13 protein-coding genes are annotated in these 16,378 nt (G+C 69.7%); 4 read left to right on the forward strand and 9 right to left on the reverse strand.

Annotated features, from left to right (window positions below):
• Positions 1-123: 123 nt before the first annotated feature.
• Both ACTJI8_RS05735 and ACTJI8_RS05740 read left to right on the forward strand, forming a co-directional pair.
• Positions 124-645, forward strand: coding sequence for a hypothetical protein (locus tag ACTJI8_RS05735; RefSeq protein ID WP_440732460.1), 522 nt, complete (start codon positions 124-126; stop codon positions 643-645).
• 133 nt (positions 646-778) lie between these two features.
• On the forward strand, positions 779-1,351 hold the full coding sequence (locus ACTJI8_RS05740; RefSeq protein WP_440732461.1) for a hypothetical protein: 573 nt from the start codon (positions 779-781) through the stop codon (positions 1,349-1,351).
• Positions 1,352-1,844: 493 nt separating this feature from the next.
• Here the strand turns inward: ACTJI8_RS05740 and ACTJI8_RS05745 are convergent, their stop codons facing one another.
• The 3 genes from ACTJI8_RS05745 to ACTJI8_RS05755 form a co-directional block, all read right to left on the reverse strand.
• Positions 1,845-3,083: a glycosyltransferase family 4 protein gene (locus tag ACTJI8_RS05745; RefSeq protein WP_440732462.1), complete on the reverse strand. Its 1,239-nt coding sequence runs from the start codon at positions 3,081-3,083 to the stop codon at positions 1,845-1,847.
• Positions 3,084-3,089: 6 nt separating this feature from the next.
• Positions 3,090-4,244 (reverse strand): glycosyltransferase, encoded by a 1,155-nt coding sequence (locus ACTJI8_RS05750; protein WP_440733198.1) that lies wholly within the window; start codon positions 4,242-4,244, stop codon positions 3,090-3,092.
• A gap of 434 nt (positions 4,245-4,678) precedes the next feature.
• Positions 4,679-7,126 carry a polysaccharide lyase 8 family protein gene (locus tag ACTJI8_RS05755; RefSeq protein WP_440732463.1) on the reverse strand — a complete coding sequence of 816 codons (2,448 nt, stop codon included), beginning with the start codon at positions 7,124-7,126 and terminating at the stop codon, positions 4,679-4,681.
• A 155-nt stretch (positions 7,127-7,281) separates the two neighbouring features.
• Between ACTJI8_RS05755 and ACTJI8_RS05760 the strand changes: the two genes are divergently transcribed.
• Complete coding sequence (locus tag ACTJI8_RS05760) at positions 7,282-7,899, forward strand: hypothetical protein (RefSeq protein ID WP_440733199.1); 618 nt, start codon at positions 7,282-7,284, stop codon at positions 7,897-7,899.
• 58 nt (positions 7,900-7,957) lie between these two features.
• Here ACTJI8_RS05760 and ACTJI8_RS05765 read toward each other — a convergent pair whose 3' ends face one another.
• The 3 genes from ACTJI8_RS05765 to ACTJI8_RS05775 form a co-directional block, all read right to left on the reverse strand.
• Positions 7,958-8,482, reverse strand: a complete 525-nt coding sequence (locus ACTJI8_RS05765; RefSeq protein ID WP_440732464.1) for an SRPBCC domain-containing protein — start codon at positions 8,480-8,482, stop codon at positions 7,958-7,960.
• Positions 8,483-8,580: 98 nt separating this feature from the next.
• Complete coding sequence (locus tag ACTJI8_RS05770; protein WP_440732465.1) at positions 8,581-8,991, reverse strand: MmcQ/YjbR family DNA-binding protein; 411 nt, start codon at positions 8,989-8,991, stop codon at positions 8,581-8,583.
• Positions 8,992-9,125: 134 nt separating this feature from the next.
• A complete protein-coding gene (locus ACTJI8_RS05775) occupies positions 9,126-9,692 on the reverse strand; it encodes a dihydrofolate reductase family protein (RefSeq protein ID WP_440732466.1) in 567 nt (188 codons plus the stop codon).
• 88 nt (positions 9,693-9,780) lie between these two features.
• Here ACTJI8_RS05775 and ACTJI8_RS05780 point away from each other — a divergent pair, with 88 nt between their 5' ends.
• Entirely contained in the window at positions 9,781-10,350 is a 570-nt protein-coding gene (locus ACTJI8_RS05780) for a TetR/AcrR family transcriptional regulator (protein WP_440732467.1), read from the forward strand.
• A 129-nt stretch (positions 10,351-10,479) separates the two neighbouring features.
• Here ACTJI8_RS05780 and ACTJI8_RS05785 read toward each other — a convergent pair whose 3' ends face one another.
• The 3 genes from ACTJI8_RS05785 to ACTJI8_RS05795 are packed head-to-tail and all read right to left on the reverse strand — an operon-like array spanning position 10,480 to position 16,240.
• Entirely contained in the window at positions 10,480-12,111 is a 1,632-nt protein-coding gene (locus tag ACTJI8_RS05785) for a fucose isomerase (RefSeq protein ID WP_440732468.1), read from the reverse strand.
• A complete protein-coding gene (locus ACTJI8_RS05790; protein ID WP_440732469.1) occupies positions 12,108-14,735 on the reverse strand; it encodes a GH116 family glycosyl-hydrolase in 2,628 nt (875 codons plus the stop codon). Before ACTJI8_RS05790 ends, ACTJI8_RS05785 begins: the two co-directional genes overlap by 4 nt.
• A complete protein-coding gene (locus ACTJI8_RS05795; RefSeq protein WP_440732470.1) occupies positions 14,732-16,240 on the reverse strand; it encodes an FGGY-family carbohydrate kinase in 1,509 nt (502 codons plus the stop codon). The genes ACTJI8_RS05790 and ACTJI8_RS05795 overlap by 4 nt, the downstream gene beginning before the upstream one ends.
• Positions 16,241-16,378 lie beyond the last annotated feature (138 nt).

Here is a 16,378-nt window from a genome sequence, read left to right on the forward strand (position 1 = left end):
GGGTGGCCTCGCTTTCGCCCGTCACTATGGCCTCGTTTTCAACCATCGCCGACAGGGACCGGCTTGCGGGCACCGCGGTAACTGGAACGAGCGCGGAACTCAGCGCGCCAGTACGCTTCCCTCATGGTTGCCAAACTGACAACTCTTGGCTGGACACCGCTACCAGGCGCGATACCCGAGACGGTTCTGCCAGACACGGTCTATGTGATTCCAACGCGGACCGCCATGCCGAGCGGTGATGTCGTTGACGGAGAGCTGCGATACACGGAACACGTCCGCTATCTCCCAAAGGCTGCCCGCGCTGTCGGTTTGCCGGTCGAGTTCTCGATGGCCGAGGGCACCCGAAAGTACTTGTCCGAGTACAGCGTCGACCCCGAAACGTGGGCCCTGGGCCTCGCGTGCCTCACCATGGCGAACGACTGGCTCATCGCCGTGGTGTCGCTATTCATAGGCGAACGGGCCAAATTCCAAGGCTGGACCGCGGAGGAGGCAACACGGCTACCGCTGAGGCTGAAGGTGGTGGAGACGGAGACCGAACTCAACTACGAGATTGAGGGCGAAGGGGCCGATGTACTGGCCGCTCTTCGCGAACTGAACGGAGCCGCGAAAACGCGGCAGGCGAACGGCGGCCAAGAGGTTGGCTGACCGAAGCCTTCGGTACAGGGCCCTGCTTCTAGAGTGGGGACCCGTCCCACCCTCGGGAGGGCCGGAGCGTCTACGCTACCTCGCGCATTACGGGCAGGCGTCGCTGAGAGATTCTGAAACTGAGCTTCAATGCGTGACAGCGGCCTTCGATAAGAACCCCTCGCCGATGCCGGTGATCGACTTCGAGCTGGTCGAAACGGACGAACGAGTGCGGCGAGCGATTCAGGTGAAGAAGCGCCACGAATGGGCGGAGTTCACGCTGTCAGTAGACGATGCGCTTTTGGAAATTGTCGAACCCCACGCCCGGAAGGCAGTCGCATCGGCGATTGCGGCCCTCAACTTCCTCGAGGATCATGAGCTCCGTGAAGACGCCCACGCCGCGATTCACAAAGCCTCGTTTGTTCTGCGGGGCCTCTTTGGCTGTCCGATTGTTGTGCGCGATAACGCGTACTGGACGGCGTGCCCGGTGAACGTGTCGCACCTTCGAATGGGAGCGTCCATAGGGATGGTCGCCGAGTTTGCTTGCTCCATATGCGCGCGGATGGTCGAAGACTGCGATCATGTGATGGGTGAACAATATCGCCAGTTTGCGACGCGCCTCGACGGGCGTTGCTCCGTCTGCGAAGCACCTGAGTGTGAGCACGTCGTCGGAAGTTCCTACGTTGTCGTGGCACAGGCGCGGGCCCATGAATGCCGTCATGCATGAGGCTTCGTTCGTTGCACGCCCCCGCTATCCGCAGGCGCGAATCACTGAATTTACCCAGGACTACGGAGACGCGGGGGACGACCCTCACTTCCGCGCCCTCGCGGATCATGGCGCGCTTCACTGTGACGTCGACCTAGGACCGTGCGCCGGGCTAAATGACATGGTGATGGACCAGTTCGGGGCCTAGCCCTTGGAAGACTTCTTGCAGTCGATCCAAGACGCGGACGCTCGCAAGATCTGACGGGTGCGCCCCAGAGGTCCGTCTCCTCTACTATTTCGTTTCACCGAGTAGACGTGGACCGTTATCCCGCGGGTGTCACTCATCGTTGCGATCTGGGGGCCGCGAGCAAGAGTGGCGACCAAACTTCTTCCTGCAGTTGGGTTTGACTAGAGCGGGTTTTACCACTGAACGTCACCATGCCAATTGCTCAATTCGTGCTCGAGCCCCTCCCGGGCCCCCGGGGCCGCGTGGCCGGACCTCCGCCCCGCCTCCTCAGCCGGCGATCGCGCGCCCGTAGACCTCGAGCATCGCCGCGGTGCGCGACGACTGCCGGAAGTCGGCGGCGACCTGCGGATCCGGCTCGGGTGCACGACCGGCCGCGATGTCCGCGGCGGCGGTGCGCAGCGTCTCGGCGAGCGCGGCCACCCGGGCGGGCTCGTCCGCCCCGGCATCGGGCACGGCCCACAGCCCACCCCGCAGTTCGGCAGCGATGTCGGGGTCGCTCACGACCGTCGGGGTGCCCAGGGTCGCCGCCTCGAACGGCGTCATCCCCTGCGTCTCGAAGCCGATCGAGGTCTGCACGACGGCGTCGGCCGCGGCGATCCTGGCGAGCACGTCGGCGTAGCCGATCCGGCCGGCGAAGTGGATGCCGGGGCGCCCCGCCCAGGCGGCGATGCGCTCGGCGGCGCGGCGCTCGCCTCCGCCGCCGACGATCTCGATGTCCGCGTCCACGTCGCTCGCGACGACCGCCTCCAGGAACGGCAGCAGACGCTTCTCCGGACTCATCCGGCCGAGCCAGATGAACCGCGGCCGCCCCGGCTTCCGCTCCGTGCCCGGTCCCTGAGCCTGTCGAAGGGCGGCGAGCACCTGCTCGCGCACCTCGTCGTCGATCCCGTTCCAGATCACGTCCACGGATCCGAAGACGTCGTGCTGCTCGAGCCGGCGGGCGAAATGCCCCGACGGCGCCGTCACGGCACGCGACTCCGCGGCGATCCCCGCGAGGTACGCCCACCCGTCGGCGCCATGCGGCTGCGCCCCGATCCCGCGCAGCGCCGTGCGCCGCCACAGGTTCAGGACGCCGAGCACCGGCCGGTGCAGCGGAGTCACCGCGGCGATGCCGACGTCCACCCGGTTGTGCATCGTGTGCACGGCGGGGATGCCGTGCCGGTGCGCGAAGCGGTGCCCGATGAACGCGCCCCAGAAGTCGGCCTGCACGTGCACGAGATCCACGGGTGGACGGCGGGTGAGCGCACGGTCGAGGAAGCGGTCCGTGCGTCGGCCCGGCCAGGTCAGCGAATACTCGCGGTCGGCCGTGATCGGAACCGACGGGAGGTCGACGTATCCGGGATCGTCCTCCGCACCGGCGAGCCTCGCTCGAGCGGCATGCATCCGCGGCGCGACGATCGTGACCGTGTGACCCGCCCGCTCCAGGTACTTCCGCTGCAGTCGCATCGAGACCTGCGCCCCGCCCAGCGACTCGGCGTGCTGGTCGCCGAAGAAGACGATGTGCATCCGGGGCTACTCGGGCAGCGGCTCGTCGCGGTACAGCGCCTCGAAGGTGTCCAGCGTGCGGTTGATGTCGTGCACGACGACCCCGTCGAGCGAGGCGCGCTGCATGCGCTCGTACTCGGCCGGGTCGGCGGTGAGCACGTCGGTCAATCGCGCGGCCAGCTCGTTCACGTTGCCGGGCTCGAACAAGTAGCCGTTCTCCCCGTCGTGCACCAGGTGCGGCAGCGCGACGGCGTCCGCGGCGACGATCGGCAGCGCCGAGGCCATCGCCTCCATCGTCGCGATGGACTGCAGCTCGGCGATCGAGGCGATCACGAACAGCGAGGCGCGGCTGAGGATCGCGCGCAGCTCGGCATCGGTCGTGCGCCCGTGGAAGGTCACCCGGTCGGCCAGCCCGAGCTGCTGCGCGAGCGCCTCGAGCTGTTTGCGCTGGTCTCCCCCGCCCACGATGTCGAACGTCACGTCGAGAGCCGGATCCAGTTTGGTCATCGCCTTGAGGATGACCTCGACCTGCTTCTCGGCCGTGAGCCGGCCGACGAACACGATGCGGTTCTTCTCACGCGGGCCGATGACCGGCGTGTACTGGGTGCGGTCGATCCCGCAGCTGATCGGGATGACGCCCTCGACGTCGATCGTGCGCTCGAGGAAGTCGGCCGCGCGGCGGGTCGGCGTGGTCACGGCGCGGGTGAGAGCGAACGTGCGCGCCGCGTCGGCCCACGCGAACTTCAGCACGATGTCGTCGACGAACTTCGGCATCGTGGTGTGGTCGAGGATGTTCTCGGCCATGACGTGGTTCGTGGCGATCACGGGGATCCCGCGCTGATGTGCGATGCGCGAGAGCCCGCGCCCGATCACGATGTGCGACTGGATGTGCACCACGTCGGGCTGCACCTCGTCGAGCACTTTGCGTGCGTAGTGCTTCGCGCGCCACGGCCAGACGAACCGCAGCCAGTCGTGTGGCGCCCAGCGCACCGACGGCAGCCGGTGCAGCGTCATCGCCTCACCCTCGATCACCTCGACGCGGGGCTTCGCGGTGCGGTAGGCCTGGTTGGGGGCCACGACGTGCACGTCGTGGCCCCGCTGCACCAGGCCGGCGGCGAGGCGCTCGGTGAATCGGGCGGCGCCGTTCACGTCGGGTGAGAACGTGTCGGCGCCGATGACGATGGTGAGCGGGCGCGGCGCGGCCGCGGACTCAGCCGAGGCGGACGCGGCGGTGTCGGGGGTGGCCTGCGGGCGATGATCGCCGGGGGAAGTCACGTGATTGCTGCCTTTTGCTGGGCCGCGGCGCCGGCGAGCGCCTCATCGGCCGCTCGAACCCCGCGGAGATGGCCTGGATCGGGCGCTGGCCACTCTACCCGAGCGGACTGAGGATGCCGGGGAGGCGGATCCGGCACAGCACGGCAGCGTTCGGTGGTCCGCGGCGTCCCGTGCTCAGGATGGATCGGTGTTCGCCGCCTCTTGCCGACCGGAACGTCGCGGTTTCGGAGAATCCATCCTGAATTGCGGACACCAGGGGCGATGGCGGAGTCCGCGATCCAGCGTCCACCGCACGGCTCCACGGCCGGCCCGCTGATCGGCGGGCCGGCCGTGGACGGGATTCAGGCTCCGAGCACGACGCGCTTGGCGTGCCCGTGCCCGTCGAGGTCGAACTCGAGGGTGAGCGGCGACGTGCCGACGATCCGAACCCCGTCGTCGGCCTCGACCACGGTCGACTCCGCGACGCCGGCGAGCACGACCCGTGCGGTTGTCTGCGTGCGGCTCGGGTCGGAGAGCGCGACGGTCGTGCGCCCGCCCTCGGTGTGCACCGCCAGCGAGCACGGGCCGCTCACCGTCACCCCGTACGCGGGCGCCGCACCCGACGGCGTGGCCTGGAAGAAGTTCGCGAGCACGAGCCCCTGCCCCGCCACGCGGATCACCTGCGCCTGCGCGTTGTTGGCGACGATCTGGACGGTCGGCGCGTCGGACTCGGTGAACGTGACCGAGTGGTCCACGTTCGGCAGCACCATGTACGCATAGCCCCCGCCGGACGGGTTCGTGCCGTGGTGGTGCGTCACCGTGACATAGTCGCGGTTCTTGACGTCGGTCGTGCCGCCGGTGTCGGATCCGGAGTTGATCGTCTGCCAGTCGCCGGAGCGGGGCACGACCTGCACATCGATCGCACCGGAGACGTTCTCCCCCTGGAGGAAGACGTATCCGCCGTGGCCCATGATGTGCACGTTGCGCTTGACCGTGATCGACCCGTCGCCCGCGGTGAGGACGCGGTTGCGGTTGTCGGTGCGCACGTTCGGCACGGTGCCTGGCGCGAACGAGCGGTTGTCGATCGTGGTGAACACGTCATTGCCGGAGGTCGAGGCGATCGCCGCGCCCAGGCACACCACCTTGTCGTCGAGGAAGAACCACGACTTGCGGGCACTCAGGCTCTTGTCGAAGTTCAGGTGATCCATCCCCTGGATCCCCCAGCGCTCGTCGAGGGCGAGGCCGCCACCGAAGGCCTGGAATGCGCGCGGGATGCCGGTGCCATCCGTCGCACCGTTCGCGCGGGGCGCCGCGGTGACGGTCGTGCCGGGCAACCGGTACGGGTCGACCGTGGGCCAGAAGTCCGCGCTGTACTGCGCCGGATCCGCAGAGCTGTAGAAGAAGGTCAGCCCGTCGCCCTGGTACCAGCCGAGGTTGTTCTCGCGGTTGCCCCACTCATAGCGGCCGATCCGCTTCGAGGAGATGTTGACCACGGCGCTGAAGCCGGGGCGGTGGTGCACGAGCCGGTCCTGGTCGCCGAACGCCCTCGTGTAGACCGGTGCGTCGGCCGGCGTCACGCTGTCGTCGCCGAGGATCGAGGTCACCAGCAGCGACTTCGCCACCGTCTGGGTGGGCAGGCCATACAGCTTCTCGTCGGTGCAGCGCTGCAGCCAGCCCTTCACGAGCGAGAGGTAGCGGCTGCGGTACGGCTCCCCCGCGCCGGGGGCGAGCAGCAGGATCGCGGTGATCGCGGAGGCGCCGTCCACGTAGTCGGGCTCGGCCTGCCGCGACACTGCCCGGCCGCGGACGGTCTCCATCATCCGGCCGTTCCAGATGAACGGCGCGTACGAGGCATCGATCGCGTCGAGGAACACCGACTTCTTCGGATCCGTCACCTCCCAGTCGCTGCCGCCGAGCAGGCCCAGGATCTCGGCGATGCCTCCGAGCGTGACCACGCCGTAGGTTCCGACGTAGGGCAGGTAGGTGTGCTGCACGAAGGATCCGTCGGCGTAGAAGCCGTCACCGCTCGTAACGTAGCCGAACACGCTGTTCTTCCTTGCCCGCACCGTGTCGCTGAGGGCGTCGCGGGCGAGCGCGATCTCTTCAGGGTGCCCGTCGAGGATTCCGCGCAATGCGCAGGAGAGCGCCTTGTCCGTACGGTTCGCGCCGGTCTCGGCCAGGCTCGTGCCGCGGCCGCGCCAGTTCGGGTCGGGCGTGAAGTACCGTGCCGCCGCCATGAGCGCGGCGCGCACATCGGCCGGGACCGCGTCGTGCAGCAGGATGCAGATGTCGGCCGCCTTGCGGGGCACGCCGATCTCCCAGAACCACCAGTTGCCGACCGCGGACTTGCCCGCCTTGTAGACGTTCGCGCTGAGCCAGGTCAGCGCGTCCACGAGGTCGGCCGCGAGCGCCGCGTCCCCGTGCTGCGCGCATCCCGCTGTCGAGTACGCAAGAGCGAGGTCGAAGATGCGGTTGAACGTCACGCCCATGTTGCCGGACAGGACGGTGCCGCTCACGCCAGAGAGAGGCAGATCGGCCCAGATGCCGGGGGCCGCCGTGGGCCGCACCATCGCGTTCCACGACGCGCTCGCCGCGGCACTCATGCCGTTCAGCACGTCGGCGAGCTCGGGGATGGACGCCGCGCTGCCGTCGCCTGCCAGCATCACGCGACGGCGCTCGATGAGCACAGTGAGCGGATCGTCGGCGACGGCCGGGACGCGTCCGGGGAGCGTCCGGGCGCTCGCGGACTCGCCTGCGACGGCGACGAGGGCGCCGGCGCCGAGCAGTCCGAGCAGGGTGCGGCGGTTCATCTCAAGAGGGGACATCATCGGCCTCCGGGCGGTTCGGGGAAGGATTCGCGGACCATGGTATGCGCTTTCCCATCCGAATAGTAGAGGCGGTGTACATATTTCACGGCGCAGTGGACGCACGGCTGGCCCCCACCTTCGCCCTCTACGCTCTGAGCATGCGCCTGCTCGCCGACGCCGACCCCGCACGCTGGATCCCCGTGACCGGATCCCTCGGTCTGCGCGGCCGGCGGCACCGCAAGGCGGCGATCCGGATGCTGCTCGGCCAGGCCGGCGCGGCGGTCGGCGCTCCTCCGACGGCGTCAGGTACCAGGAGCGGATCCGGCTTCGGTGCGTGGGCGCTCAGCCAGGCCGCACCCTTCCTCATGCGCAAGGCCGACGGCCGGGTGCTGGTGTGGACCTGGAAGGCGGAGCCGGAGCTCATCGTGGCCATGGCGAGCGCGCAGGAGCTCACCCCGCAGCTGCGCACCGCCCGCGCCATGATGCCCATGGAGTACGACGACACCGAGGAGTTCCGCAACCCCTACCTCGGCGCCGGGGAGAAGCTCGTCGTGCCGCTGCCGCAACCCGGCCCCACGGGGCAGTCGGCACCGCCGTTCGCGACGTACACCTGGGACACCGGCACGCACCTCATCACGCTGCAGGCGGTCTGCGCCGACCGCGAGCGATTCGGCACCGTCATCTCCGCCGTGGACGAGATCGCGCGCACCCTGCGCACCGCGGATGACCTCGCCGTGGGCGAGGCCGGTCCGGTGCTGCGGCTGCCACCGGCCTGAGCGCAGGGCAGCGGATCAGTCCGTCCTGTCTCGGGGAATCAGCCTGTGGCTCTGATCGTCAGTCGCCCTGAAGCACCGCGGCAAGGCCGTTCAGGCGCAGGGCGGTGCCGCCACGCAGGTGCGGGAAATCGTCGCTTCCGTCCCCGGTGCGGGCGAGGAATGCGACCTGTTCGGTCCACATCAGCAGGCAGGCATCGTCATCGGCATCCGCGAACAGGACGGTCACCAGCGACGCCCACCGCGGCACGTCGTTCACCGTTGAGGTGTAGGAGAACACGATCCGACGGTCGGTGACGATGTCGAGATAGTGGGAGTGATAGGCGAGCTGCTCCGGTGCCGCATCGGGAACCGGGAAGCTGCTGGTGGCATCCACGCCGCCACCGACCCGGAACTCGTGACGTTCAGCCGTCCGCTTCCCCGGCAACCGGAACCATCGTCGTCGCTCCGTCTCATCGGCGAACGCGGTGAACACCGACGAGGCCGCCGCCTCGAAGCGGCGCTCGATCGTGAAGGCGTCGTGACGTACGTCTAGGGCGGCGGGCGTCCGCCTCGCGTCGTCGTGGGGTGCGGGGTGGGCTGTCATATCGTCTCCGGTTCATCAGCGGGTTTCTCAGTGACCCTCAGGAAGAAACATGAACGGACGGCGATAATTCCGCCCGCACCGTGCGCACGAGATCGCCCTCAGTTCAAGCCGCGCTCGGCAAGCCACGCGCGACCTACCGCCTTCGGCGCGCGGAGCAGCCACGCATCGGCGATCACCTCGCCGAGATGATCGGGCGCGATCGCTTCGAGGCGCAGCAGCACGGCGGGGTATCCCGCGAAGTGCGGGATGGTGAAGAAGACGTCCGGATCCGCCGCGATCAGCTCCTCGGCGAGGGCGGCGGTCTCCGTGTGCACGGCGACCACCGGCCCCTCCGGCCAGGTGCGGCCGAGCTCGGCCAACTGCGCCAGATCCGTCTTGCGCGGTCCGCGCATCCACGCGATCTGGCCGCCGTTGCAGCGCCAGGCCGGTTCCCCGGTGTGTCCGCCGATCCGCTCCTCGACGCCTGGCAGTGCGAGGGCCAGAGTACGGACATCGTCGATCGTCGCCATGGATCCGATCCTCGTCCCGTCCGGGACGAGGCTCAAGGGGCGGGCGGCTGCAGGACGCCACGACGGATGCAGGACGGATCCGGCGATCCCGTCGTGCATCCGTCGTGGGACCTGCAGTCACGCGGCCCGCGAGTTCAGGAGCGCTCGTACTCCAGCAGCGTGACTCCCGAGTCGAAGGCCGTCGCCGCCGTGCGCGTGAACGCCGACGGCGCGTACCCGCTGCGCCCGAACAGGGGGATCCCCTCGCCGAAGAGCACGGGATTCACCTTGAGCACCAGACGGTCGATCTCGCCGACGAGCGACGCGGCGAGCGCGCCGCCGCCGCACAGCCAGATGCCGCCGCCCTCCCGGTCCTTGAGATCGCGCACCACGTCGACCGGATCCCGGTCGGCGAACTCGACCCCCTCCACCGGATCCGGACCCTTCCGCGTGAAGACGATCTGGTGCAGGTGCGCGTACGGGCTGGGCATGGCGGGCAGTCCGACCGCGTACGTGTTCCAGCCCATCAGGACGGTGTCGAACGTCGTGCGGTCCTGCGCGATGCCGAGGGCATCCGCGAAGGACGTGGGGATGGCGTCGGCGAAGCGGGCGTTGATCGCGGCCATGTGATCGCCGTCGAAGAGGAAGGCGTCGAACTGCCCCTCGGGCCCGGCGATGAAGCCGTCCAGGCTGACAGCCACGTAATAGGTGAGCTCTCGCATAAGTCCTCCGATCCTCGAGCACATATCCACGACAGGTGCAGTGATTGAGAGACTACAACAGGTGTTGTGGTTGCGCTACTCTGAGGGCATGGCGAAGAACGAAGCCCGCAGGAACGCCCTCGCCGACGCCGGCATCGCCGTGCTCGCACGGGAAGGGTCGCGCGGGCTCACCCACCGCGCGGTCGACGACGCCGCCGGCGTGCCGACGGGCACGGCGTCGAACTACTTCCGCAGCAGAGAGGCGCTGATCGCCGGCCTGTTCCAGCGCATCGGCGAGCGCCTCGCCCCCACTCCGGAGGATCTCGCGCACCGCGCCGTGCAGACGCCGAGCCGTGCCCTGTTCGCCGACTACATGCGCGACATCGTGCGCCGGCTGCTCGGCGAGCGCGAGGTGACACTCGCCCTGTTCGAGCTGCGGCTCGAGGCGGCCCGGCGGCCCGAGCTCGCCGCCGCGCTCGAGGAGTGGCAGCGCGCGGGCTTCGAGGGCGATGTCGCGTTCAACGAGGCGGCGGGCCTTCCGGGCGGCCGCGCGGAGATCGCCCTGTTCCACTACGCCATCGAAGGCCTCGTATTCGACCGGCTCACGTCCTCGATCGACCCGGCGACGCCGACCGACGACGTCGTGGACGCACTCGTGGCGGGGCTGCTGCCGCGCTGAAACGCCGGTGCCGGCGCCGGCGCCGCACCCCGAAAGATGGAAAACGTCGCTCGCACGGTCCTGGGAGCGACGTTTTCCATCTTCGGCGCCGCCGCGCTTGTCGGCGACACGATGGATGCCCCAGGGTGGTCAGACGTTCACGTCGCCCACGAGGTTGACCCGGATGCCCATGCCGTCGAGCATCGCGGCCTTTGCGACGAGGGCCTTGTCGGCAGTCTCGGCGTCCGGCGCGTAGACGAGCTGGGCGTGGTTGGCCTTGTGCCTGGCCATGAACTGGTCCCGACTCTGACCGTGCAGCACGACGTGCGCGATCGGCCACTCCGGGTTCGTGGCGTCCTTCCGACGTTGGGTCTCCTCGGCGGGCAGCTCCACGACCGCGCCGCGGAACACGTCGGCCTGCAGCACCCCGTCGGCGATGAAGATGCGGGACAGCACGACTTCGCCCGGCTTGGAGACGCCGTTGATCGTGGCGCCGCCGGCGGGGAAGAACACGTGACCCTGCCGCCATCCTTCAGCCCTGTCCCAGCCGCCGAGGTGCGAGGCGGGGACGGATCCGGAGATCTCGTAGACCCAGACGAACTCGCCGTCGTAGTCCTCGCCCCAGCGCACGTCGTGCAGCGTGTTGTCGGGCACGAGGCCCATCGCCCGCCACACCCGGTCGGTCACGAGGGCATCGACCGCGACCCCCTCGTCGGCCTCGTTGAAGTGCGGGAAGGCGCGCCCCTCGTGCAGGATCCGGGATCCGTCGCGCGAGGTGACCGGCGGGCGCTCCGTGGAGTTCAGGATCCCCTCGGCCAGATCCGACGCGGGCACCAGATCCTTGAGGCCCTGCTGGTACTGGATCCCGACCGCGTCCAGGCCGAAGTCGTCGGCTATGCGAAGGGCGGCGATGTACATCTTCAGCTGCCACTGCACCTGCTCACGGGTGAGCTCGGTGGCGGCGTCCTCGCCGTAGACGAACGTCATGCCGTGCGCGATGAGCCAGTCGTAGGCGGCGTCGGCCTCGGCGTCGGTCACGGTCAGCATCTCGGCGTACAGCGCGGACTGCGACAGGCGCTCCTTGTAGATGCCGGTCCCATTGAGCAGCTCGTCGTCGAAGATCGCGTTGTACATGCCCATGCAGCCCTCGTCGAACACGCCGATGATGGCCTTGTCGGCGCGCAGCTGCGCGGCGAGCGCCTCACCGAGTTGCTTCTCCGGGCTGTCGGGGAGCACGGGCATGGCACGCACGTGCGAGGCGTCGTGCGTGATGCGGCCCGTCTCCGTCCACTCCTTCAGGCCCGCGCGGAACCAGTCGTCCGTGAAGTCGACCGACCAGATCGTGGAGTACGGCTTGCCCATCTTCGTGAGGCCCGCGTTCAGACCGAGCAGACCCACGAGCCCCGGCCAGTCCGGAGCGAAGTTCGCGGTGGTGAGGATCGGGCCGCGGTGCGTGCGCAACCCTGCCAGCACGTGGTGCGAGTACTGCCAGTTCGCGGTCGCCACGATGAGCGGTGCGTCGACGGGGATCCTCGTGAACACCTCCATGCCCATCCGCTGGCTCGAGATGTAGCCGTGACCGGTGACCGGATCCACGCCGAAGGGGCGGATGACGGTCCACCCGAGATCCGCGAAGGCGGCGGTGACGGCAGCCTCGGTCGCGGCCTGCACCGGCCACCCCGCGACGTTCGCCGACTCGCGGAGGTCGCCGGAGGTGATCAGGTAGGCGGTCTTCGGTGCGGAGGCGGGGCGCACGGTCGGCGCGGGGATGGCGTAGCTCATGGGATTCTCCGTTGCTGGATGGGGGTCTCGTCAGTGGTGCCGGTGGTGCCGGTGGTGCCGGTGGGCAGCGGGAGGGTGCGGGTCTCGCCCGCGACCATCCGCAGGTCGCGGGCGACGACGGCGTCGTGCAGGCGGAGCTCGGCGAGGTCGAGCGCTCCGCCGTGGAGGTGGAGGGTCAGCGTGCCCCGGTCTACTTCGGCCAAACCCCACCCGGTCCCGGTGGTGAACAGGAATCGCGCAGGGGCATCCACAGCGAAGGCGCCCAGGGTCGGTGCGAAGGACAGGGTGCGCGCGGGCGCGTCCCACTGCGCGCCGCTCGCGGCGAGCAGCAACGCCCAGGAGGCGAGGGAGCGGGCGTAGTGGTTGCCGCACTCGATCTCGTTCCACGGATTGCGGTGAACGCCGTCATAGCGGGAGCGCAGGGTGCGTTCGACGAGCAGGGCGTCCTCGACCCGGCCTGCATAGAGCAGCGATGCCGCCACCTGGTGCTCGATGCCGGTCCACACCTCGTCCGAGTACACGAACGGGATCGCGGGCCGCCCGCCGCGTGGCCAAGAAGCGAGCAGCAGCCCGCCCTCATCGTTCAGGGCGTACACGCGCTGCGTGCTCTCGTGCACGGACAGGTCGGCCCGGTGGTTGTGCGCCACGATCGCGGCGAGCGCGGAGTCGAGATGCTCGGGCGGCAGCAGCGCTCCGAGCCCGTTCGCCCAGGCGTGGAACTGCCCGAGGAGCTGGTCCGACAGCACACCCTCGCCGTACTGGTAGCGGTGCGCGTCGACGTCGTCGATCACCTGCCGGTAGTACTCGCCGTTGTACAGCACGTCGTCCATCGCCCCGGCGACGTGGTCGGCACGGGCCGCCCAGTCGCGAGCACGCTCGGTCTCGCCGAGGTGGGCCGCCATCCGCGATCCGGCCCGGAGTGCCGCCAGATAGATGCCGTTGGCGAGCGGATCGATCCCGTGGAACTCGATGTCGTAGGTGTTGTGCAGCTCGCCGTCGAGCAGGCCGTCGCCGTCGCGGTCCCATTCGCGGATGGCGTGCTCCAGGGCGCGCACCGCCGCCGGCCAGAGCTCGCGCAGGAACGCGTCGTCTGCGGAGAAGCGCCATTCGCGGTGCAGGCGCAGGAACGTGCCGAGCTGTCCGTCGACCGCCGGACCCATGAACCACGACGGGGATCCGAAGATCCGGTTGCCGCGGAACTTCTGCGCGCCGTCCTCGTCGGTCTCGAGCAGGAACTCGGGCCGGCGGGCGCTGCGCTCGAGCGAGGGGAACAGCCATGCGACGGTCTGCGCGTACGACCAGACATGGGTGCAGGTGCCCTCGCAGGAGCCGCCGTGGTCGAAGGACCCCTCCCACGCGGCGAACACCGGCCCCTCCCCCAGGACCGGGTTCGGCGGCTCCAGCACGAAGCAGGTGGTGGAGCGCGCCGCGGCGATGTTCGCCCCGGCGGCTTCGGCGAGCACGGGATCCAGGGTGCCGCCATAGAGGGCCTCGACGAACGCGTCGGTCGCCGCCTCGAGCGCGGGCAGTTCGCGGTGCAGGTGCACGGCGGCCGCCCACGCGTCGGGCCACAGCGACGCGTAGTGGTTGCGCACGACGGGTGGCAGCGCGGGATCCGCCGGTTGGCCGTCCAGGATGATGTGGCCATGCCAGCCGCGACGCCGGTTCGGAAACGACCAGCTCAGCACGAACTCGAAGTCGCGGGCCTCGCCGGGCGCGAGCGTGTGCACGATGCCCAGGGATCCGGTGCGCAGCCGTGGGAGCTTGGCGAGCATCTCCTCCTCGGTGAGCGGCGGGGCGTCGGGATCCGCGTCCCGCTCCGCGAAGAGGCCGCGCGGGCGGTCTTCGAGCGTGAGGCGCGGTTCGGGGTCGAGCAGTCCGTCGGCGGTGAGGTCGCTCCAGAACATGCGGGCGCCGTCGGGCCAGTAGCTCGTGACCCACTGCGGCTTGACCGTGGTCGACGCGTCGCTCGTGGTGAGGGCGAGGGTGCCGTAGCCCGGATCGTCCTCGGGCAGATCGATGCCGAAGTCGAGCCCCCGCACCTCGCCCTCATCGCGCCAGCGCACGGTCTGCGTGCCGCGCATCCCCCAGGGAGCATCCGGTCCGGGCTCGCCGCGGCCGGCCGTGTGCGACACGCTGCCGACGACCGTGACCCCGACCGGCGCGACGCCCGGATTGACGACCCGATAGCGCAGCACGGCGGCGGGGATGCCCGAGGCATCCGCATCGAGCGGCACGAGCGGGGTGAACGCACGCAGCGACACCTCCACGGGCAGCACGCGGTCGGCGAAGTCGATGTCGACCACGGGGTACTCGCCGTGCATCGTGGCGCCGTCGAGCCGCGGCAGGCCCGCGAGGTCGTCGAACGAGAACCCGGCATCGAGGTCCCGACGGCCGGTTACGCGCGCCTCCAGCACCCGGGTGACCGGATCCGCACCCTCCGGCGCCGCGTGGATCGCGAAGAACGTGCGCGGGTTGCGCCGGTCCTTGTCGGGGTGGTTCTCCAGTTCCCAGTCGCGCAGCTCGCCGCGGGCCCCGAGCGACACGTTGCCGGTGCCGATGCCGCCGAGCAGGAACGCCGCGCGCTCTGCAGTGTGCGGGATGGGGCGGGCGCGACGCGTCATGCGGACGCCTCCCTCACGTCGTCGGCCCGCTGCTGCGCCGCGAGCTCGTGCACGACCTCGGCCGTACCCGCGTAGAGCCGCAGGTAGCGGTCGTAGAGCGCGTCGTAGGCCGGAGCGAGAGTCGGGTCCGGGACGATCGTCGTCACCACCAGGTTCCACTCCTCGATCCTCGGAGCCGGATCGGCGACCGCACCCGCCGCGAGGAAGGCGGCGCCGTAGCTCGCACCGATCGTCACCTCGGGCACCTCCTGCACGAGCCCGGTGACGTCGGAGACGATCTGCAGCCAGAGCCGGCCCTGCGTGCCGCCGCCCACCGCGACGACGCGCCGGATGTCCGCGCCGGCGTCGCGCATGGTCTGCACGTTGTGCCGCACGCCGAGCGCCGTGGCCTCGAGCGCGGCCCGGTACAGGTCGCCCCGGCCGTGCGCGAGCGTGAGACCGGCGATCACGCCGCGCGCGTCCGGATCCTGGATCGGCGTGCGCTCGCCCGCGAAGTACGGCAGCAGCACGAGCCCGCGCGCTCCGACGCCGGATGCGTCCGCCTCGGCGAGCAGCTCGGCGTAGTCGGACCCGGTGAGGTCCTTCAGCCACGCGGTGAGCGCGCCGGACGTCGACAGCCCGCCGGCGAGGTTGCGGGTGCCCGCGAAGGCGCCGGCCGTGGTCCACATCGAGGGGGTGCGCAGAGTCTCCTCCCCGGTCGCGATGAGGAACATGGTCGTCCCGTACATGAGCATGAGGTCCCCGACGCCGTGGGCCCCGACGCTGACCGCCTCGGTCCACGCGTCGATGGTGCCGGCGATGACCGGCGTACCCTCGGGGATGCCGGCGAGGGCTGCCGCCTCGGCTGACACGGCCCCGGCGACGTCGCCCGCCCAGCACAGGGCGGGCTGCTCGATGGGCGCCGCGTACCGCTGCCACCATCCGTCGTGCCAGCATTCCCGTTCGATGTCGTAGAGCGGAGACACCTGGCTCGCGGACTGGTGGTCCAGCACGTAGGCGCCGGTGAGCCGGTGCGCGAGCCACGAGGCGGGCATGAAGAGCCGATGCGCGCGGCTCCACGCCGCCGGATCCTCGTCACGGATCCAGAGGATCTTCGGGCCGCCGGCCTGAGAGGTGAGTTCGGATCCCCCCACCCGCGTGATCTCGGCGACACCCAGGTCTGCGGTCATCCGGTCGATCTGCTCGCCGGCCCGGGTGTCGACACCGTAGAGGATGGCAGGACGGACGGGTTCGCCCGCGTCGTCGGCCAAGAGGATGCACGGTCCCATGCCGCTCACGCCGACGCCGGCGACCTCGGCATCCGGCACCTCGGCCAGCAGCTCACGGGACAGGGAGACGAACTCGTCCCACCAGATCCCGCCGTCCATCTCGACCCATCCGCTGCGCGGACGCATCACGTCATGCGTCCGCGTGGCCTGGGCGAGGATCGCGCCGCCGGCATCGACGAGGACGCCTTTGCTGCTGGAGGTGCCGATGTCGACACCGATGGTGCACCGCACGCGCATCCTCCTCGATCGCTCGCCCTGACCGGACGGCGATCACATTACGCGAAATCGATTTCAAGTGCAATCGGCTTGGAAACACTCTGCGCGGATCGGCATTCGCACGACCTTTCCGCTGATTTCGTGAAACCGATCCACATA

The sequence above is a fragment of the Microbacterium sp. 22303 genome (assembly GCF_052045265.1).
GTDB lineage: Bacteria > Actinomycetota > Actinomycetes > Actinomycetales > Microbacteriaceae > Microbacterium.